The sequence below is a fragment of the Maribacter sp. R77961 genome (assembly GCF_044594925.1).
Classification (GTDB): Bacteria; Bacteroidota; Bacteroidia; order Flavobacteriales; family Flavobacteriaceae; genus Maribacter.
On sequence record NZ_CP138991.1, the window covers coordinates 1,563,875 to 1,586,652 of the forward strand.

Sequence of the window (22,778 nt, forward strand, 5' to 3'; positions counted from 1 at the left end):
ACTAAATTGATTGTAAAATCAATTTCCCGGTAATTGCTGTGCTACAAACCAATCATACAATTCTTCTGTGTCATACGCTTTAACCCATGAATTATGACCTACTCCAGGATATTTTGTAAATCGAATTTCATGACCCATTTCTTTAAGTTTGTTCACCATATTTTCAGATTCAGTTACTGGAATGGACTTATCTTCTTCACCATGAAACACCCAAATAGGCATATTCTTATTTATCCAAGAAGCATACGGAACAGGTGTCATACCACAAACTACCGCCATTGCCGCAAAAGTTTCTGGATACTGTACAGCAAGCTCCCAAGCGGCACCTCCGCCCCTACTTAAACCTGTCAAATATATTCTACGTTTATCTACTCTATTTTCTTTGACCACAGCATCTAAGAGTTGTTTTACCGCTCTGGTATTCCACCATTTTTTTTGATATGGGTTTTGTGGGGCTAAGATTAAGAACGGAAACTTTTTTCCTTGAACAATAAGTTTTGGAGGTCCGTTTCTTTTAATGGTAACCAAGCTATCTCCAGATTCCCCACCTCCGTGCAAGAAAAGAAGAATTGGATATTCCTTCTCTGGTTTTTCCAAATAATCATCAGGATAATATAAATAATAGCTAAGGTTTTCCTTGACCGTAGTTTCCATCTCCGCATCTACTAAATTTGGTTTAACCTGAGAAGCACAACTAGTAACGATGAGAACGATTAAAATATACCTAAAGAAATTCATCAATTTATTCAATTTAGTTTATGCTCCAATATAGAAAAATCTATCGATTTTTTCGTTTTCTATATAGATTACACACAGAAAGATGCTATAAGGCAACCTCCTTCTCATGAATGCAGTAATGTCTACCGAGTTAAGTGCCTCTGGACAAGCCTGAGGGGGCGTTGATAGGAAATGAACATTTAATTTCGAGGCAGGCCTCCAAGTATTGCACCCTTAGGCGATGTCAATAAAAAAAGGAGACGTTTAATATAACGTCTCCTTTGAAAATTTCAATACTTTAGAATAGTTATCTATACAATGTAAAATGTCCTACATAGCGTTGCTGGGTTTTGTCGTTTGCATTAACAACGTACCAATAATCTCCCGTCGGAACTTCATTTCCTTCGTAGGTTCCGTCCCAATTGGTGATTTCATTCAATATAGCTACTACCCGACCATATCTATCGTATATTTTTACCTCTATGTTTGGAAAGAACTCCCTATTTTCTGGTGACCAGACGTCGTTTAGGTTATCACCATCAGGTGTAAAGAAATTAGGAATTTCTAACATACCGGTAAATTCAAAGGGAACTTGCACCATAGCAACACAACCGTTAGAATCTACCACCCTTACGTTAACAACGCCACTATCATTTGTTGTAAACACAGTTTCGGCTCCATAGGATTCGCTATTGAAGAAATATTCATAACCTCCAAATCCGCCTTCGGCAATCGCCGTAAGCTCGTTAGGTCCCGTTTTCGTAGCGGTTAAAACTAATGGCTCATAAGCATCAACAGTAAATTCTACAAAGTTGGTACAACCATTTTCATGGTATACATAGACCGTGTGATCACCTGGAGGCAAATCCCCCCATGTATTCTCAATACCGGCCATAGCTGTAATAGCATCAGTGGGGTCCAGTGGGTCAAGAGCAAACATTAAATCGGACATAAGACTATCATCTAATATTTGAACAGTGACCGTGCTATTTGGAAAAATACCTTCACAACCATATTGAACTATGGGTTCTGCAGTTAAATCGACTCCAATACCGATAGTAAATACAGCTGTAGACGAACATAAATTTGCGTCTTGCGTGTAAATAGCGTAGGAGGCTCCTCCTTGTAAGCCTTCTATAATTTGACCATCATAAGGTGCAAAGACACCTGTACCTGTTTCATCAACAGGATCGATCATCTCAATTTTATACTCGAAATATGGCATAGGGCTTACAAGTGGGTCAACAAAAGGTGTTCCGCCTGTAATATCAAAAACTACGGTTCCGTCATTTGCACCGATACATAACTCTGGCGTTGTCTGTATATTGACTATTTCTACAACATCCGGTTCGGTAATCGTAATAAAGTCTTTTTCAAAACAACCGTTCTCATCTTGAATCAATATCTCGTACGTACCAGCAGCTAATTCATCAAAAGTATAACTGCCAGGTGTGGTTAAATCACTAAAAAATTCATTGAAATTAGGCCCTATTGCAAATTGGATTAAACCAATACCTCCTGATAATACCTCTACAGTAATTGTTCCGTCTGCTTCACCATTACAAGTTACCGGTGTAGGATTCGCATCAAAAGTAATAGGGTCTGGTCTAACTATTTCAAACGGTCCGGCGATATCCATACATGTTGCTCCACTAGTAACGGCTATATAATAATCCGTTCCCGCAGGCAGACCTTCAAATGTCCCATTTTGTTGTGGACCTCTAAACAAGGTTGCCGAAGCTGAAGGACTAAACGCATCTACCGGATTACCTTCATACAAGTAAAATAAATCATCACCAACACCTCCGTTTACGAAAGATTCTATTCTACCATCCAATTCCGAAGCACAGGAGATATCATCTGGTAAATTGGGCAATAAAGTTATTCCTGTAGCATTGGTCATTGTAATACCATTTGACCTTACTGGTGAACATATACTCAATGCCGTTACTTTTCTAACATCAAATTGATAGGTTATTCCTTGAACACCAGGAATTAAAACCGAAGTTCCCGTCATATTCTGGTATGGTCCTACCACAACTCCATTTTCTACCGGAGCATACTCATATACAAACAAAGGGTCTGGGTTCTCGATAGATAGCCTCATTTCACCATCGCCTCCACATCCAGGTACCCTAGTCTGCACCAACAAAGGAGCTACTGGTGGTGGCGGGTCTACAAAATACGGTTCCGTAACATATAAACAATCAAAACTCGAAGACACTTCAATAGCAAACCATCCGGCACTTATGAAACCTCCACTTGCACCAATAAATGTAGGTGAATTTTGAAGTCCACTAGTAGAAACCACATCCGTACGGTCGTTACTATTTAAATACAATAGTCTATAATTGTATCCGGCTCCCGGAAATCCTCCCGTGGCACCAGCGATAGCAGAAAGTGCATCACCGGTTGTAGGGTCAAAAGCTTCTAAAACGGCATTATTTCCATTGGGACAATCCAAACCTTGCGGCTCACGAATGCCAGCATCAATTTGTAGTACTTCTTCCAATTCTATAGCGACACTATTGATACAACCTTCAATATCCCTTATTTCAACCTCATAAAAACCGAATTCTAATCCAGTAAACTCATTGGTATTCGTAAAAGGTGCAACTTCAGTAGTATACGTGGTACCACCATCCGTACTGAGCAATAATCTGTATTCATAAGGGAAAGCATCCCAACCACCCTGACCTGTAGCTTCTATCTCACCACTATCATTACTACAGCCAACGTTTCCTACTGGTACTGCAGTTACAATTAAATCACCATTAGGTGTTCTAATATTGGCTACATTGCTATCATTTGAACAAAATGGCATAGCATCGGCCACAACTTCAACTATTAAATTACCGCCTGGAAGACCAGTAATTCTAGCTTGGTCGCCATTCACATCCGGAAAATCCGTAGTTGCAAAAGTACCTGTCGTTATTGGGGTAGACTTGGCAATATCATCGGCCATATAAACCGTATAGGAATAGTCACCAACATAATTTGTTACTTCTATAAATAACGCTCCATCATTTCCTGGCGTAAAACAGCTTACCGGTTTAGCTTCCGTAATGGAAACCATCGGTTGTTCCGGTTCCAGTACGGTATGTACCGGTAACGGATAGGTACAACCTCCTATGTTATCCGTTATTTCAAACAAATAGTCTCCAGATGCTGGCAAGAACACATCTGCATAATTATTTCCAGAAGTATTTGTAACCGGGGAAACAGGGGTCACGGATACAGTAGAAACTGTAAAATCTGTTGTTCCGATTACCTCTATACGCACACGCTCATCATCTCTACAGTTCAAAGAATCTATCTCAATAATGGATGGGACCACATCGGTTGGTGGGTTTATCGTCGGTAAATCAAACGTAGTCCTACAACCGTTGGCGTCTATGGCGTATACGGTAATATTCTGTGAGACACCGGTATCTACGATTTCAAATGTATGACCTGTAGCAGTATTTCCCGTTTCATAATTCTCGAATCCTGTAATACTAAATTGATAATCAGTGCTTAGTGTTCCAGTTCCTGGATTCGTAATAGTTACAACAATATCCGTTGAACTAAATCTATTGGCTCCTGGCTCACATGAAAAATCTGCGGCAACAGCAGAAATAGTAAAATCAAGCGGCTCTGATATAACAACATCTACTTCATGAGTACATCCTTTATCGGAAATTACCTGAGCTATATAATTCCCTGGTAGTAAATTATCAAAGGAGCCTGAAGTATTAGTAAATAAAGCTGTTGGCGAAGGACCTAACGGAAGGCTTCCCATATAAATATTATACGCGGTTATACCATCTACATTCGTCCCTGATGCTAAAGTAATATTGATACTACCGTCATCAGCGCCATTACAACTTACATCTGTTGCACCATCATCTATAATCAGTGGTGCAGTGGGTATTGTACTAATAATATTTTCTACAAGGAAAGTACAATTATTAACACCATCATTGACCTGATTATCGGTAACCAATACCTGATATTCCCCAGCCACTATTCCGTTAAAAACACCGGTGGCGTTATTGGTTATGGTGACACCGAGGTTATCCTGTAATTCAAAATCAAAATCTCCACTACCACCATTCGCCGTTATAGTGATGATGCCATCTGGGTCCGTACAATTGGGCTCAAAACTAAATCCTCCTGAAGCCGATAACACTTGAAACACTTCTGGTTCAGAAAATCCCGTACAACCATTGGCATCGATTACATCGACCCTATATGTTCCTATACCTCCAACTGTAAACACCGCTTCCCATCTATTATCAACAGCATCAAAAACACCTGGTAGGGTAAGCCCTCCTAAAGTGAAGCTAGGCGTATTAATATTAGCCGGCATATGAACTTCAATGGTAAACGTTGCCGCTAAAACATCACACTGATTACTAACATCAAAAGTCGGTGCAGGTAATGGTGGATCTTCCGTAATTACTGCGGCAGAAATTCTATAGGCACAATTTCTGGAATCCCTTACCCAAATATCATAATCTAAACCTGGAGCAGGAGCACCTGGTAGAATTACGGTTGAAGCATCAGTGAAATCATCGGTAGGGTCGCTCGGTGTAAGTGTACCATCTTCATCCACAGGATTTCCAGCAAGTACATAAGCATATTCGTATGGACTACCAACAACAAAAGGAGTTCCGCCACTACCCCGAACCGTTAGTTGACCATCTGCATTACAATTTGCATTTATATTTTCTATGACGTCCACCCTAGGTTCATTTAATATGGCAACGGTATTATCGCCATCTGAACAATCGGTCCCGTTATCATAAATGAGAATGCTATACGCTCCTTCGGGAACCTGATAAGTTCCTGTAGTCAAGGACGTAGTTTCCGAGATAAAAAGAGCCCCCGTATCGGTATTCCTTACTTCGATATCATAAGGTCCAACAATAGCCGTTCCACTGATTGCATAGTCCAAGTCTACCAAATTACCTGGAATACAGGTCGCATTATCTATGGTCAGTGCAACATCCAAATCTGAAGGTCCATCAGGAACCTCTATTATTTCTTGATAAATACAGTTAGTAGCCGTATCCACTACCTCTACAGTAAAAGTTTCACCAAATTGTATGTTACTAAAACAGTATCTCCTAACCGGAGGAACTCCTCCTAAGGATATGTAGGTAAATGGAGGGGCACTGCCATCAACCACCCTAATATCGAAAGGACCTGTCCCCCCAGTAATATCCACACAATACGTGAAACCACTAGGAGTACATACCAAAGGTAAAGTGGTGTTATCCGGTACAATGTTTACTGCCGTACTTCCAACGGTTACCGCATCTGTGGTACTACAACCTCTCGCATCTATGGTAATGACATTATAATTACCTGGGACGATGGCTACATCGTAAATATCCAAAGGATATGTTGTCGCACCATCTGTAGTAATTCTGGTAATCTCTGTACCAAATGCATCTTCTATTATATAGGTATATTCAGGAACGCCATTGGTAATACCAGTAATTTGAATTCCCCCAGAAACTACACTTGCACTACATGAGGCATCTAACGGTACTACGGTAGCATCAGGAGCGGGATTAGTATCAGGTGCAATAGCAACATCTACAATTCCTGGAATTAAACAACCCCTACTATCTTTTACAAGATACTCGTAGGTCCCTACGGATAAACCTGAATAAACAGTTTGTGAGGAATAGGTGAAAACACCATCATCACCCACGCCATAAGAAAGACTGCCATCTGGTCCAAATTTTATTTCGAACGGTGGAATACCACCGGTAGCATCAGGAATTATTTGAACAAAACCACTATTAGGGTCACCACAGCTAGTCCCCGTAGCGTTATGGGGTGCGACAATACTGGTAGGTTCATCAAATGTTATAGGCTCAGAAGTATCGGTACATGTATTATTGTCTACCACTGAAACAGTATAGTCTCCATGCTCACCGAAAGGAACAGTATACGTAAAAGAGTTTGATGGTAATTGTAGCCCAATAAAACCAGGAACCGCAACACCATCTTTTAAAATGGTGTACGAGGTATTCGTTAAATCGCTAATATTCCCGCCTGTAATGGCTATCCCCAAGGTACCGTCACCAGCACAAGGGATTTCATCAACAATGCCTAGGACAACATTTATAGCAGGAGGAATTGTAATTGAAACTTGATTTGTACAATTATTATCATCCTCTACTTCAATGATATAGTTGCCCGGGACCAAATTATTAAAAGTTGGGCTAGCTTGAAGTGTTCCATTATTAATTCTATATTCATGGCCAGTACCTCCACCAGAAGATGTTACTGTAACGGAACCGGCGTTAGTAGCTGAAAAACACAAATCTGAACTCACGATGCTAATTGACGGTGGTACTCTTTCTTCTAAGTCGAAAGTAAAAGTTGAGGTACACCCCTCTGAATCTTCAACGGTTAAGGTATATACATCGGTTGGGTCTAAAGCATCGGTGGCTTCCGTTAAATTTCCAAAGAATCTACCGGATTTTGGCCCAGCAATAAAGCCTGATGGATATACCAAAGTATATCTATTTCCGACCCATCCACCGGTGGCTATGGCCTCTACCCTACCTGTATTGTTATTATCACAGGTCATTGGCGTAACGGCACTCCCACTTAAATCTAAAACTGCCGCCTCATTTATATCAAAAGATGAAGTATCGGTACAACCAGTATCCGCGTCCGTAACGGTAATGGTATACGTTCCTGCGCCAGATAAGGGTAAGTCTACCTCAGCATTGTTTTGTGGCCCTCCCGTATAAAGACCGCCATTAATATCATAGGTGTAGTTATTGGAAAAACCATCTACTATAAAAGTACCCGTGCCATCGGTAGCACCATTACAAACTCTTAAATCACCGCCGGATTTTACTCTCACACGAATGGAACTTAGCACCGCAGGACTAAATCCTTCTGTGTAAATACAACCATTGGAGTCCGTTATCTGAAAGATATAGGAAGTGCTGGTACTCAGCCCTGTTATAACATCGTTTGTATTGTCCCCGTCCGCATCAAAACCAGGAGTAGGACTGATGACCTCATACCTAACTATAGTCGCATTCGAAGTAGGTGTAAGCGTAACATCGGAGGTGCCTGCCGCACAGTTTACATTACTTTGAACAAAATCTATATCAGTTGGGGGATCTACATCAAGAATAGTTATTGGAGTTAGTGCCAAGCGGCATCCTCCACCATCTCTAATAATCGGTGTATAGGTTCCTGCGGATAAATTAGCGTAAGAAGTAATGGTTGTAAAATTGACTCCGTCAATACTAAAGACATAACCACTACCGGAACCACCAGAAAATGGCCCAACAAAATCTATCTGTCCGCCATTTGTTCCACCAATACCGTCACAGGTTACGTCACTTATTTTATTGGCGCCACCAGAAATAGCTCCAACATTGGCAACGGTAACATTTGGCATGGCCAAAATACATTCAAAACCACCTTGTTGGTAACGAACTTGAATATCATTATAGCTACCCGCAGCAACTGAAATTTGTGGTGTAGTGACCCAGGGATCACCAGAACTTACGCGATAGGATAGATTATAACCCCTTGCATCATTAATCGTAAATTCGATTTGCGCACCTCCATTACTACAGGTACCGTCGATACCACTTACTGTAACATCTGGGGGTAGCAACTCTTCTACATTAGATGAGGCTGTTATCGTACAACCATTACTATCCGTTATAATAAAATCATATGTTCCAGCAGCACTTACCGTATGTATCGTTGTACCCGTATTGCTTACAACATCTCCAAATGATGGTTGTACTGGGCCTCCATTGACCGTAAAGGTGTAAGGAGCTGAACCACCACTTGTATTCAATGTAATATCTACATCAGAAATCGTTGAACAACCAAAACTACTATTAACTTCAGTCGATGCATCCAAGGCATTTAATCCTGCACCGATTACTATTGGATTACCTGATGTATCCAAACTTTGACGTGGCGGGTCTATACCATTAAGAGGGTCTCCCGTACATTGCTGTGTCTCTACCTGAACGGTATAAGTTCCAAAACCTACCGCTGAAAATGTATATGGATTGTCCGATATAAAAGCTGTAAACTCTTGTGCTACCCCGCTAGAGTTCAAGAGTGTATATTTATAAGGTCCCGGTACATTATTGGCAGTAACCGTTATACTCCCCGTATCACCGTTACATTGGGCATCTGTAAAAGTTGCTTGGATATCAATATCCAGTTGATCAATTGTTATGGGTTCGTAAGGGTATTCACAGGTATTGGCTGTATTTCTTAACCTAGCAATTATGTTATATGTTCCCGAATTAAGATTATCAAAAATTGGTCCTTGCCATGAGGCACCTCCATCAATACTAAATTCGTAAGCACTGGAAAGGTTGGTTATCTGAATTCTTCCAGGAACCCCACAAATATTATCCTGCTTTACAAAGGTCTGGGTGATCGTACTTTTTTTAACTTTAAAATAAAAAGTCTGACCATCTGCTACCACGCGAAACTCCGCTCCCGTAGTTGCGGGAATCGTACTCGCATCTAAAGAAAACGTTTGACCAGAAGCTAAAGAGCTATAACATGAACCCGTATTTGGGCAATCCTCATTAATATCCGGAGTACAACTACCCCCTAGAACTTCCCAGGATACAGAACTGTATGGCCCACCGGAAAGACTGATTGTTCGATCATCGAAATCACCACAAAGATTAAATCTGGCAACAGTGAAACCTTGAACGCTACATCCAACCTCTTCATCGGCTCCTTGTATAATTGTTGTAAACATTGCCGAGGAAACGGCACCAGTTTCAATCTGAACAAAAGAGGGATTGTTAACAGCTAAATTCTTTTCGACCGCAATTTTACTTGGAGGTGTTTTTTCAACAACTTTCTCAAGCGCATGTGCGACCTCAACAAACAACACGTTAACATTAGAGTTTGCTATAGCTGTGGAACCGACTACTGATATAATTATCAGCAATAGCGTATACAGCGTATACCGCGGTTTTTTTGAGAGCATAGGTTAAGTCGAGTTTTGGTAAGAACAATGAAGACTTTGGGAATCTTTACTATTCTTTAGTGTAATTCTTTCTACTTATAAATTCTATTTATCTTTAAACAAATAATTTCATTACCATATAACATATTTCTAACGTAGACCTATGAAAAAAAGTATCCTTTGTCTTCATCTTTTCGTTGTAATGCTTAATTTTTCATGTGGGCAAAACACTGAAAACAAAGTAATTACACCTGAAACAGTTCCATTCACAAGTGTGTTGTACGTCGATGAGCTACAAGTACCATGGGGCTTTACCTTTCTTCCTGAAGGAGGAATGTTAATTACAGAAAAATCTGGTAAATTAATTCATTTTTTAAACGAGAAAAAGACGATTATCGGTAATATTCCCGAGATTTATCAACGGGGTCAAGGTGGCTTATTGGATATTGAACTTCATCCAAAATACGAGGAAAACGGATGGATTTATATCTCCTACGCTTCTCCACAAGGAGATGAAAAAGGAGGACATACCGCTATCATGCGTGCCAAGATAAAAGATAACGAATTAGCAGAAAATCAGTTATTGTACAAAGCGGGGCCCAACACTACCAAAGGGCAACATTTTGGTTCTCGTATAGTGTTCGATGATGAAGGATATCTCTATTTTTCCATTGGTGAACGTGGCGCCAGAGATGTAAATCCACAGGATATTAAAAGAGATGGTGGTAAAATTTACAGAATGTTCGATGATGGACGTATTCCTTCTGACAATCCCTTTGTAAACGAAGAAGGTGCAAAAACCGCAATTTACAGTTATGGTCATAGAAATCCGCAAGGGTTAATAAAACATCCTGAAAACGGACAAATATGGGACCATGAACACGGACCACGGGGTGGCGATGAAATAAATAGTATTAAAAAAGGCGCAAACTATGGTTGGCCACTAGTAACCTATGGAATCAATTACAGTGGCACCACAATCACGGACAAACAAGAAATGACTGGAATGGAGGGGCCTTTACACTACTGGGTTCCTTCGATAGCCCCTAGCGGAATGGCTTTTGTAACTTCAGATAAATACCCTGGTTGGAAAGGAAGCTTATTGGTAGGGTCTTTAGCATTTCAATACTTAGAGCGCTTAGTATTAGATGGAACTACAGTTACCCGCAGAGAAAAGTTACTGGCAGGAGAAGGCAGAGTGCGCGCAGTAGAAGAAGGGCCTGATGGATTAATTTACGTTGCCGTTGAAGGTAAAGGCATTTACAAACTTGTACCTAAATCGTAATAGACATGAAAGCTTCCGTTTTTTTATATTTTATTGTTGTCATAGTTTTAGGTGTATCGCTTTTTCAAGAACCACAATTAAAGGAAAGTATGCAACGTGGTAGTGAAATCTATTCGGATTTTTGTGTAACATGCCATTTAGCTAATGGAGAAGGTGTCGCTCACGTTTTTCCACCTTTGGCAAATTCTGACTACTTAGTTAAAAACAGGATGGCCAGTATTAAAGGAGTAAAATATGGACAGCAAGGAGAAATAGTAGTCAACGGTGTTACATATAATAGTGCGATGGCTCCGCTTGGGCTAGAAGATGAAGAAGTTGCCGATGTTATGAATTTTATCCTTAACTCTTGGGGAAATAACTCGGACAAAATGGTGACCCTTGAGGAGGTAAGCGCTATAAAAAAATAATTATTTTACTTTTTCTTGCCGGCTTCTAATGCCCTTTTCACGGAGCCATGTTCCTTCAATAATTTTTCAGCTTCTTCATATGCAATGCCCAAACCTTCTACGATATATCTAGTCCCTCTATCCACAAGTTTATCATTGCTTAATTGCATATTCACCATCTTATTCCCTTTAACCCGACCAATACGTATCATTAATGCAGTAGAAATCATATTAAGAACTAATTTTTGTGAAGTTCCACTTTTCATTCGGGTACTTCCAGTTACAAATTCCGGTCCTACATTGACCGCCATTGGAATATCAGCCAATTGAGCCAAAGGAGAACCGGGGTTATTTGTAATACCTCCGGTTAAAATACCTCTTTGTTTCGCATCTTTAAGTCCTCCAAGAACATATGGCGTAGTACCAGAAGCCGCAATTCCGACCACCACATCACTAGCAGTTATCGCATGTTCTTCCAAATCTAGCCAAGCTTGTTTTGTATCATCCTCTGCATTTTCCACCGCTTTTCTAATGGCCGTATCTCCACCGGCAATCAGTCCAACGACACGTTCATGAGGCATTCCAAAAGTTGGTGGTATCTCCGAAGCATCAAGAATACCCAGTCTACCGCTTGTTCCTGCTCCTATGTAAAACAGTCTTCCTCCTTTTTCAAAACGTTCACTCAGTTCATCCACTAATTGGGTAATTTGAGGTATCACTTCTGCCACTGCATCCGCTATTTTCCTATCCTCATTATTCATGTTAACCAAAATAGTATTGGTATCCATGAGTTCTAAATTGTTGTGGTTGGAAGGAGTTTCCGTTATCTTTTGGTAAGCCATATTTATAGTATTCTAATATCGTTATTTTTAAAAGCAATAAGGAGTTTATCTTCCGGGTCCAATTCCGTAATCATGGTATTAATAGTGTTGATATCACATGTTTTATACCGATGCTGGGAATTCAATTTTTCGGAAATTGATAGTAAAACTGTTTTTTTCGATGCCTTGATAACCGCTTTTTTTATTTGCACAATATCCCAATCAAATTCTGTTAATCCATATATAGCATCTACATAACCTGTACCTATAAAAGAATAATCTACTCGAATCTCGGACAGGTTATGAATAGCATTAGCACCAATGGAAATCTGGGCTTCTTTAGCTATTTGACCTCCAATGGATATAACAGTGACATTAGGTTTGCTAGAGAGCTCCATAGCTACGGGTAAACTAATCGTGAAACAGGTAAGGTGGAGTGTATCTGGAATAAGTCTTGTCATTTCCAAACAAGTGGTGCCTCCGTCAATAAAAATTACTGCACCGTCATTGAGCATGGTAATCGCCTTATTAGCAATAGTGGTTTTATCCTCTAGGGCATATATGTTGTTGTTTCTAGCACTATTGGTTGTAAAACCCAACGAAATTGCCCCACCGTGGACCTTCCGCAATTTTTTTTCTGCATCCAATTCTTTAACATCTCTTCTAACAGTATCAATAGAAACATCAAGAGTTTCTGCTATGTCAGTCAATAGAATCCGATTATGAAGTTCAACTTCATTTAATATGGTCTGCTGTCGTTCTTCCTTTAACATTATGGCGCATCGTTCTTTAAACTAATGCAAAGATAATCAAATAATTCATTTGCAGCTTTATACAGTTATATGTAAACATATTATTAATTAATTCTTAATTAAAGCAAAAAACAGCAAATTATATTGCACAAAACAGCAATAAATAAATTTATTGCATATATTTGCTTGATTTTAATTTATAAATAATCCGTTATTCATCTGGTATGAAAAGTATTGAAACTAAAGAACGTACTGCTATTACTTATCAACCCGTAGGTCAATTTGAAGAGACCCGCTATGAGAAAATTCACAATGTTATTTTCTCAGATTCTAACGAAGCCTCTATTAGGGTTGCTGAAGAAATCGCCGACCTTATCAGAAAAAAACAAGCACAAAAAAAGAATTGCGTGCTAGGTTTAGCCACGGGCTCCTCCCCTATTCGGGTTTATGAAGAACTCGTGCGCCAACACAAAGAGGAAGGTTTAAGTTTTAACAACGTAATAACCTTTAATCTAGATGAATACTTACCGATGGAGAAAAGTAACATACAGAGTTACTACTACTTTATGCACGAACACCTCTTCAACCATGTAGACATCCCTGCGGAAAACGTTCATATCCCCGATGGTACGGTTGCTAGTGATAAAACAGTGACTTATTGCCTGTCTTACGAGAGAAAAATCAAGGAGCATGGCGGTCTCGATTTTCAACTCTTGGGAATTGGGCGTACCGGACATATTGGGTTTAACGAGCCTGGGTCTCACTTCAATTCCGGAACTAGGGTAATTACACTGGACCATATCACTAGAGTTGATGCAGCTCCTTCATTTCTGGGAATTGACAACGTTCCAAGAAAAGCAATCACAATGGGAATTGCTACCGTACGGAAAGCGAAACGGATTGTGCTCCTAGGTTGGGGTGAAAATAAAGCAGGTATAATTAAAAAAACGATTGAAGGTGATATTTCATCTCACGTTCCGGCAACATATTTACAAGAACATAAGAACTGTACGTTCGTTTTGGACAAGGGTGCAGGAAGCAAACTTACCAGAAACGAAACACCTTGGTTGGTGGATACTTGCGAATGGACAGAAGAACTTATTTCCAAAGCTATGGTGTGGCTTTGCGAAAAAACAGGAAAAACGGTATTGAGTTTAACAGATAAAGATTACAATGATAATGGCATGGCCGATCTATTGGCATTAGAAGATTCTTATGATTTGAACATAAAGATGTTCAATAAACTACAACATACCATTACCGGTTGGCCAGGTGGAAAGCCAAATGCAGATGATACCAACCGTCCGGAAAGAGCAACACCGGTAAAAAAGCGTGTAATCATTTTCAGTCCACATCCGGACGATGATGTTATTTCCATGGGAGGAACTTTTGATAGGCTGGTAGAACAAGGGCACGAAGTACATATCGTATATCAAACTTCTGGGAACATTGCCGTATCGGATACCGATGCGCGAAAGTATGCTGAAATTGCCATGCAGATACATCCTTCCGAAAAAGCTCAGAAAATTATAGATGCTATTTCTCAAAAAAATGAAAGTAGGCTAGATTCCAGTGAAGTAAGGCGTCTAAAAGGGAATATCAGACGAGGCGAATCTTATGCGGCCACGAGGTATATGGGGCTAAAAGACACCAATGTTCACTTTTTGGATTTACCTTTTTACGAAACGGGCACCATCAAAAAAAATAATCTTTCTGAAGATGATATTATCATCATGATGGATGTGATACAACAGATAAAACCGCATCAAATTTTTGCTGCGGGAGACCTTGCAGACCCACATGGAACGCATAAAGTATGCTTAGACGCCGTGTTGGAAGCAATGAAGAGGCTACAAACCGAATCTTTTATGGAAGAATGTTGGTTATGGCTATACAGAGGCGCATGGCATGAGTGGGATATTAATGAAATTGAAATGGCGGTTCCTATGAGTCCTAGCCAAGTAATGAAAAAGAGAAATGCCATATTCTGTCATCAATCACAGAAGGATGGTGTAATGTTCCAAGGCGATGATTCAAGAGAATTCTGGATGAGGGCTGAAGAACGCAACAGAGATACGGCAAACAAGTACAAAGCACTAGGAATGGCTTCATATGCAGCCATGGAAGCATTTGTAAGACATAAATTTTGATTCGTAGCAAACTACCTACTATCTTGGGCCCGCTGCTTTACATTAAACCCATTGACGATGCCAATAAATCTATGATAAAAAAGGCTTATTTTAGTGCATAAATAGGCTCTTTCCACACTATGTCAAAACGCTTTCAACTGCTTCTTATACTTCTTAGCCTTAGCTCTTGTGGGGTTTTCAATTCTTTTGAGAAAAGTCCAAAAAGAGAGTTTAGAGGGGTTTGGATAGCCACAGTCGTAAATATAGACTGGCCAAAAAATGGCAATGACACGGCCGATAAACAAAAGGCCGACTTCTTAAAAATATTGAACTTTTACCAACAACAGAATTATAATGCTGTTATCGTCCAGATTAGAGCGGCCGGGGATGCATTCTACCCCTCAGAATTTGCTCCGTGGTCCAGGTTTTTTACCGGGGTAGAAGGAAAAGAACCCAACTGGAGCGAAGACAATTTAGCCTGGATGATTTTGGAAGCACATAAAAGAGGTATGGAATTTCATGCTTGGTTAAATCCGTATCGTGCCACATTTGATGAGGATTTTGAAATACTTAGTGAAACCCATGATTATTGCACGCATCCGGAATGGATGATACATTACGGTAAAAAAAATTACTACAACCCTGGACTTCCGGAAGTAAGAACTCAATTTTCAAAAATTATCGCAGAAATAGTTGCTAATTATAATATAGATGCTATTCATTTTGATGATTATTTCTACCCTTACAAGATAAAAGATGCCGTTTTTAATGATTCTGTATCTTATAACACCTACGCCCAAGAAAACCAATCTTTAGATGACTGGAGGCGTAGTAACATAGATTCTTTGGTGAAAAATACGCATCGAACCATAAAATCGATAAAACCATGGGTACAATTCGGAATTAGTCCATTTGGAGTATGGAAAAATAATTCGACAGATCCAAAAGGCTCCGCTACTAAAGCAGGGCAAACTACTTATGAGGACCTATACGCAGACCCTTTACTTTGGATGAAAGAGGGTTGGATAGATTATTTAGCCCCGCAAGTATATTGGAGCATGGACCTGCCAGTGGCATCACACAAAACGATAGTTGACTGGTGGGCAAGAAATAACAATGACACCAAGCTGTATATTGGTAATGGGGCCTATAAGGTTAGAAATAATAACGATGAAGCGTGGTCAGATAAAAAAGAACTACCAAATCAATTAAAATTAGCCCGCGAGACTCCAGAAATAGATGGAAACATTCTATTCAGTGCTAAATCTTTACTTAACAATAATACGGACGTAACGCAATATATCAAGAGGAAACTATATAGTAGACCTTCACTTACACCCATCAAGAAAAAAAATACAAATCCAATAAACAAAGTAAAACTTGTGCTACAATCACAAGATTCCGAAAATGTGAATTTCACGATTCTTAATCAAGAAAAATACCAATATGCTTTGTTGTACAAATCTGGCCGAAAGGTAAAACCTGAGTATCCGATAAAAAAGTTACTGGAGAAAATTCTTATAACCAAGAAATCGAAAATTATAAGAATTCCAAAGGATAAAATATCAGGAAATTACTTTGGACTTTCATTTTTAGATAGATATGGAAGAGAAACCAGACCAGTTGTTTTACATTTAAAGGAAATTAACCAGCATGATTCAGAAGAATAAATGGGCCTGGGCCTGGGTCCCGACACTCTATTTTGCGCAAGGTTTACCATACGCCTTGGTAGTAACAGTATCCGTTATTATGTACAAAAGATTGGGTTTTAGTAATGCTGACCTAGGTTTATACACTAGTTTATTGTATTTGCCTTGGGTCATTAAACCCTTGTGGAGCCCGTTTGTTGATTTAAAAAGCACCAAACGTAATTGGTTTTTAGGAATGCAGCTTTTGGCTTCAGTGGCACTTTTAGCAATCGGGTTAACACTGCCAACCAACATTTTCTTTGTAACCAGCTTAGCCTGTTTTTGGATGGTAGCTTTTGCCTCTGCTACAAACGATATTGCTACCGATGGTTATTATATGATCGGCTTAACCGAGGACAATCAGTCTTTCTTCGTTGGCATGCGAAGCGTATTCTACAAATTGGCAAATGTCACAGGACAAGGGTTACTTGTGGTGCTTGCAGGATTTTTAGAAAACAAATATGGTGATAATACCAAGGCATGGTCCTACACGATGATTTGCGCCGGTTCTATTATGCTCTTCATGACGCTAACAAATTTCATCGCCACACCAAAATTTGAAAGTTCGGATGCTATCGTCCTAGAGAAACCTAAGGGGTTTTGGGAGGTTTTTGTTTCATTCTTTAAAAAACCGGGTATGGGAATGGCCATCACTTTTATTCTATTCTTTAGACTTGGGGAATCGCAATTAGTTAAAATGGCCTCGCCCTTTCTATTGGACCCGACATCGGTAGGAGGTCTTGGATATAGTACTTCAGAAGTAGGGACAATTTACGGTACTATAGGCGTCGTTTTCTTAACCGTTGGAGGTATTTTAGGAGGTATATTAATATCAAGGGATGGCTTAAAAAAATGGATGCTACCCATGCTTATTTCCCTTAACGCTCCCAACGCACTTTATGCCATATTAGCATTAACGGGAACTACTGAAGCTTGGGCCGTGACAGGAACCGTAATTGTGGAACAATTTGGCTATGGTTTTGGTATCGCTGGTTTTATGGTATATCTCATTTATGTGGCTGAAGGAAATTCAAAAACCTCTCATTATGCCCTAGCAACTGGATTTATGGCATTAGGGATGATGTTGCCCGGATTAATCAGTGGTTTTATGCAAGAGTGGTTAGGTTACGATGGATTCTTTATTTGGGTAGTAGTAGCGGCACTACCGGCATTTATATTATTGAAGTTTATAAAATATCCCCCAAATTTTGGTAAGGCAAAAGCAGAAGATAAATTATGATGGATTACTTTAGTGCTGAGAAACAACTTTCATTAGAAGAAAAAGTTGGGCAACTTTTTATGCCTGCGGCATTTATTAATGATACAGAAGAGGAGGTTCAAGAACTTGAGTCACTTATAACAAAACATGCCATAGGAGGTATCTGCTTTTTCCATTCAAGAGCTAGTGCGGCCACCAACTACGAAGGAAAAAAACCCGTTGTATACAATGAAAATAGTCTAGAGGTTCTAAAATCCCTAATTAACAGGTATCAAAAAATTTCAAAATATCCACTTCTAATAGCTATAGACGCCGAATGGGGCCTGGCTATGCGTATAGAAAATACAACAAAATACCCGTATGCCATAACACTTGGAGCCATCCAGGACGATGTATCACTAATCTATGAAGTAGGGAAAAACATTGCCAAGGATTGTAAAAGCGCAGGTATCCATTGGAATCTTTCCCCTGTTACGGATATAAATAATAATCCGAGGAATCCTGTAATTGGTTACCGTTCTTTTGGAGATAACAGGGAGAGCGTTACTTCAAAATCCATTGCATACGTAAAAGGCACGGAGAGTGAAGGTATTTTGACGAGTGCTAAACATTTTCCCGGCCATGGAGATACGGCAACAGATTCGCATCTGGGGCTTCCCGTCATCAATAAATCAAAAGAAGAACTACTTGAAAATGAACTATATCCGTTTCAAAAATTAATAAATGAAGAAGTAGATAGTGTAATGGTAGGCCATTTATCCGTTCCTGCTCTTTCAATGGACGAAAATATGCCTTCAAGCATTTCAAAAAATATAATCAAAGGGGTGTTAAGAGAAGAAATGCAATTTAAAGGCGTAGTTATCTCCGATGCGCTAAATATGCATGCAGTTTCAAAAAACTATCCTGTGCCTGGTGAATTAGAATGGTTGGCATTTGATGCTGGAAATGACGTCTTATGCTTTGCGGAACATACCAAAGAGGGTATTGAAAGAATCTTGGAGAACGCTTACGAAAATCAAATTAACGAAAGCTTTCAGCGTGTTTGGAAACTAAAAGAAAAAGCCATAAATAATGTAAAGAACAGTAATGATACTTCTGCACCAAATTGGGAGGCAAAAAACCTAAATTACGCAATTGCGGAAAAAAGTCTCACCCTCTTAAAAGGTTCTGATAAGGAAATAGCTGAATTCAGAAATACGGACTTTTGTACTGTAACCTTTAAACGATTTAATGAAAAGGAAACCAGCGCAGAAATCTTAGCGTCGTTAGCACTTTTAAAATCCGAGGTCTCTAGAGAGAATGAAGTACTTCTATTACTAACTCCACCACACGTAAAACCAGTAGATAACTTTGGTTTTTTAGAAGAGGAAATTAACTTCGTCAATCAGTTATTGGCAGAAAAGAAAGTAGTGCTCTATCATTATGGGAATCCATATGCCTTGAAACACTTTGAACTAGAAAAATCACTAGCAACTGTAGTGGTATATCAAGATTTTTCTGAATTTCAAGAAGTTGCTACCTCCCATTTTTTAGGCAAGACAAAAGCGATGGGAAAATTACCGTTTCAACTAAAAGCTAACGCATTTTAAATTGTTTTAACCGATATGAAAAAATATAAGATTCTAGGACTAATGTCCGGTACTTCCTTAGATGGATTAGATCTTGCTTACTGCCATTTAGAAGATATCAACGGGAAATGGGAGTATAAAATAAAGAATACTAAAAGTGTAAGCTACACGGAGGAGCTGCAATTGGAGCTTAAAGATTCCATTCATCTATCGGCAGAGCGTTTACTTGGATTTCATAACACCTATGGTACTTGGCTGGGCGAACAGGCAAAAAACTTCATTGAAGAAGAAAAACTCGAAGTAGATTATATTGCAAGTCACGGACATACATCACATCATAGACCAGAATTGGGATTGACCTTTCAGATGGGTTCGGGACAGCATCTGGCCAATGCGGCCGCTACAAGGGTCATTTGTGATTTTAGGTCAAACGACTTGGCATTAGGTGGTCAAGGAGCACCCTTGGTGCCTATTGGAGATCACTTATTTTTTGGCGCCTACGATTTTTGCTTAAACCTAGGAGGTATCAGTAACATTTCATTTGAACTAAAAAACAAGCGTATTGCCTATGATATTGGTCTGGCGAACATGATATTGAATTATATTACTCAAAAAATAGGGTTGGCCTATGACCAAGGTGGCGAAATGGCAAGGTCGGGTAAAATCAATTCCGTTATGTTGCAACGTCTTAATGATTTAAAGTATTACCTCTTACCACATCCAAAATCTATAGGGTACGAGTGGTTTTTAGAAGAAGTAGTGCCTATTGTGGAGGATACCAAGGATAGTGTAGAAAATCTTTTGCACACAGCAATACATCACATCTGTGAAAAAGTTGCGCAACAAATACAACTCAACTCCAGAAATGACGAACAACAAGTATTGGTTACCGGTGGGGGAGCCCTGAATATTTTTCTAATTGATATTTTAAAGGAAAAGCTTGGAGAACAGACTACTGTAATTGTTCCAGAACCGATTTTGATAGAATTTAAAGAGGCGCTTGTATTCGCATTGATGGGTGCTTTACGCATAGAACGCAAAATAAACGTACTAAGTTCAGTAACAGGCGCAAAACGAGATTCTTCCAGCGGTGTTATTTACCTCCCTAATTAATAGATTTAAATAAAAAGCGAAAGAAAAAATAATAAAATGTCAGAAAAACAAAGAAAAGCAACGGCCTATTGGAAAGAAAATGTGAGGTATCTTTTTGTTCTTCTCACCATTTGGTTCTTGGTATCTTACGGAGCAGGTATTTTATTCAAAGACGCCTTGGATAGTATAAAGTTAGGAGGCTTTAAATTAGGTTTTTGGTTTGCCCAGCAAGGAGCTATATATGTTTTTGTAGTACTCATATTTGTTTACGTCCGGCTTATGAACAAACTCGATAAAAAATATGGTTATGATGAATAGTTAGCAGTTAGCAAAAAATAATTCTAATAACAAACAACGAAAAACAATTAACGAACAACGAAAAAAGAAGAACTAACAACGAACAACAGGAAACAAACACTAAATAACCAAAAAACCACCAAATGACTGTTCAAACCTGGACGTATTTACTTGTCGGAATAACCTTTGCCCTTTACATAGGAATTGCAATATGGTCTAGAGCCGGCTCTACAAAAGAATTTTATGTGGCTGGTGGCGGAGTTTCACCACTAGCAAATGGTATGGCCACGGCAGCAGATTGGATGTCAGCGGCTTCTTTCATTTCAATGGCGGGCATTATCGCTTTTGCAGGATATGACGGCTCTGTATACCTGATGGGTTGGACGGGTGGTTATGTACTTTTAGCGCTTTTGCTAGCTCCTTACCTCCGCAAATTCGGAAAATTCACGGTTCCTGATTTTATCGGTGACCGATACTATTCAAAAACGGCACGCATAGTTGCCGTTATCTGTGCACTTATTGTCTCTTTTACCTACGTCGCAGGACAGATGCGAGGCGTAGGTGTGGTATTCTCACGTTTTCTTGAAGTAGATATCAACACAGGTGTGATCATTGGTATGATTATCGTATTATTTTATGCAGTACTTGGTGGTATGAAAGGAATCACCTATACCCAAGTAGCACAATATTGTGTATTGATTTTTGCTTTTATGGTACCTGCTATTTTTATTTCTATTCAAATGACGGGAAACCCTATTCCGCAACTAGGTATGGGCACTACCCTATCAGATGGTTCGGGAACTTATTTACTAGATAAGCTAGACGGACTTTCGACCCAACTTGGATTTAACGCGTATACGGATGGTTCAAAATCTGTAACGGACGTATTTGCCATTACACTGGCATTAATGGTAGGTACAGCAGGGTTGCCACATGTCATCGTTCGTTTTTTTACGGTAAAAAGAGTGAAAGATGCCAGAAAATCTGCCGGACTGGCACTTTTACTAATTGCTATTTTATATACCACGGCTCCTGCCGTTGCCGTATTCGCCAGAACGAATATGATAAATACCGTAAGCAATAAGGAATACAGTTCCATGCCAGAATGGTTCAAAAACTGGGAAACTACAGGTTTATTAAGCTTCACGGACAAGAACAACGATGGTCTTATTCAATACCTTGCTGATCCTGAAAAAAATGAACTTATTGTAGACAGGGATATAATGGTACTGGCCAACCCAGAAATTGCCAATCTACCCGCTTGGGTAATTGCGTTGGTGGCGGCTGGCGGACTTGCTGCAGCACTATCTACAGCGGCAGGTTTGTTACTGGTAATATCCGCATCCGTTTCTCACGATTTGATAAAAAAAGTTTTTCGTCCAAATATTTCAGAAAAAGGAGAACTCTGGGCGGCAAGAGGTGCTGCTACTGTTGCAGTAATTATTGCAGGGTATTTCGGAATAAATCCACCCGGATTTGTTGCTGCGGTAGTCGCTTTGGCATTTGGCCTGGCGGCAGCTTCATTCTTCCCGGCAATAGTTCTTGGTATCTTTTACAAAAAAATGAACAAAGAAGGAGCTATCGCTGGTATGGTCGTCGGTATTTTATTGATGTTATTCTATATGACCAAGTTCAAATTTGGTTGGTTCGGTGGAGGAACGCAGGCCGATTGGTGGTTTGGAATATCTCCTGAAGGCTTTGGTAGTATAGCTATGCTCGCTAATTTTATAGTAGCCATAATCATACTTCAATTTACGCCTAGCCCACCTCAAAACGTGCAGGATATTGTAGAAAATATTAGAATTCCAAGTGGCGCAGGTGAAGCATCCGACCATTAATTATTA

The 22,778-nt window shown here is 39.6% G+C and carries 13 protein-coding genes; 9 read left to right on the forward strand and 4 right to left on the reverse strand.

Going from position 1 to position 22,778, the window contains the following annotated elements:
- Positions 1 to 18 precede the first annotated feature (18 nt).
- Both SJY09_RS06735 and SJY09_RS06740 read right to left on the reverse strand, forming a co-directional pair.
- A complete protein-coding gene (locus SJY09_RS06735; RefSeq protein WP_396638607.1) occupies positions 19 to 738 on the reverse strand; it encodes a prolyl oligopeptidase family serine peptidase in 720 nt (239 codons plus the stop codon).
- A 286-nt stretch (positions 739 to 1,024) separates the two neighbouring features.
- Positions 1,025 to 9,718 (reverse strand): T9SS type B sorting domain-containing protein, encoded by an 8,694-nt coding sequence (locus tag SJY09_RS06740; RefSeq protein ID WP_396638195.1) that lies wholly within the window; start codon positions 9,716 to 9,718, stop codon positions 1,025 to 1,027.
- Positions 9,719 to 9,860: 142 nt separating this feature from the next.
- Here SJY09_RS06740 and SJY09_RS06745 point away from each other — a divergent pair, with 142 nt between their 5' ends.
- Positions 9,861 to 10,982, forward strand: coding sequence for a PQQ-dependent sugar dehydrogenase (locus tag SJY09_RS06745; RefSeq protein WP_396638196.1), 1,122 nt, complete (start codon positions 9,861 to 9,863; stop codon positions 10,980 to 10,982).
- Between the two features lie 5 nt (positions 10,983 to 10,987).
- Positions 10,988 to 11,389, forward strand: coding sequence for a c-type cytochrome (locus tag SJY09_RS06750; RefSeq protein WP_396638197.1), 402 nt, complete (start codon positions 10,988 to 10,990; stop codon positions 11,387 to 11,389).
- Between the two features lie 5 nt (positions 11,390 to 11,394).
- On the opposite strand, the gene murQ is transcribed toward SJY09_RS06750, so the two are convergent.
- A complete protein-coding gene (murQ, locus tag SJY09_RS06755; protein ID WP_396638198.1) occupies positions 11,395 to 12,210 on the reverse strand; it encodes an N-acetylmuramic acid 6-phosphate etherase in 816 nt (271 codons plus the stop codon).
- Positions 12,211 to 12,212: 2 nt separating this feature from the next.
- Positions 12,213 to 12,962, reverse strand: a complete 750-nt coding sequence (locus SJY09_RS06760) for a DeoR/GlpR family DNA-binding transcription regulator (protein WP_396638199.1) — start codon at positions 12,960 to 12,962, stop codon at positions 12,213 to 12,215.
- A 203-nt stretch (positions 12,963 to 13,165) separates the two neighbouring features.
- On the opposite strand from SJY09_RS06760, the gene nagB reads away from it, so the two are divergent.
- From nagB to SJY09_RS06795, 7 genes are all read left to right on the forward strand, one after another.
- Positions 13,166 to 15,091: a glucosamine-6-phosphate deaminase gene (gene nagB, locus SJY09_RS06765; RefSeq protein ID WP_396638200.1), complete on the forward strand. Its 1,926-nt coding sequence runs from the start codon at positions 13,166 to 13,168 to the stop codon at positions 15,089 to 15,091.
- A 119-nt stretch (positions 15,092 to 15,210) separates the two neighbouring features.
- Positions 15,211 to 16,740 (forward strand): glycoside hydrolase family 10 protein, encoded by a 1,530-nt coding sequence (locus SJY09_RS06770; RefSeq protein ID WP_396638201.1) that lies wholly within the window; start codon positions 15,211 to 15,213, stop codon positions 16,738 to 16,740.
- The gene (locus SJY09_RS06775; protein ID WP_396638202.1) at positions 16,724 to 17,998 is read left to right on the forward strand and encodes an MFS transporter; all 1,275 of its coding nucleotides are present in this window, start codon (positions 16,724 to 16,726) and stop codon (positions 17,996 to 17,998) included. Before SJY09_RS06770 ends, SJY09_RS06775 begins: the two co-directional genes overlap by 17 nt.
- Complete coding sequence (locus SJY09_RS06780; RefSeq protein WP_396638203.1) at positions 17,995 to 19,566, forward strand: glycoside hydrolase family 3 protein; 1,572 nt, start codon at positions 17,995 to 17,997, stop codon at positions 19,564 to 19,566. Before SJY09_RS06775 ends, SJY09_RS06780 begins: the two co-directional genes overlap by 4 nt.
- A gap of 15 nt (positions 19,567 to 19,581) precedes the next feature.
- Complete coding sequence (locus SJY09_RS06785) at positions 19,582 to 20,658, forward strand: anhydro-N-acetylmuramic acid kinase (RefSeq protein WP_396638204.1); 1,077 nt, start codon at positions 19,582 to 19,584, stop codon at positions 20,656 to 20,658.
- 36 nt (positions 20,659 to 20,694) lie between these two features.
- A complete protein-coding gene (locus tag SJY09_RS06790) occupies positions 20,695 to 20,955 on the forward strand; it encodes a DUF4212 domain-containing protein (RefSeq protein WP_396638205.1) in 261 nt (86 codons plus the stop codon).
- Positions 20,956 to 21,077: 122 nt separating this feature from the next.
- Complete coding sequence (locus SJY09_RS06795) at positions 21,078 to 22,772, forward strand: sodium:solute symporter family protein (protein ID WP_396638206.1); 1,695 nt, start codon at positions 21,078 to 21,080, stop codon at positions 22,770 to 22,772.
- Positions 22,773 to 22,778 lie beyond the last annotated feature (6 nt).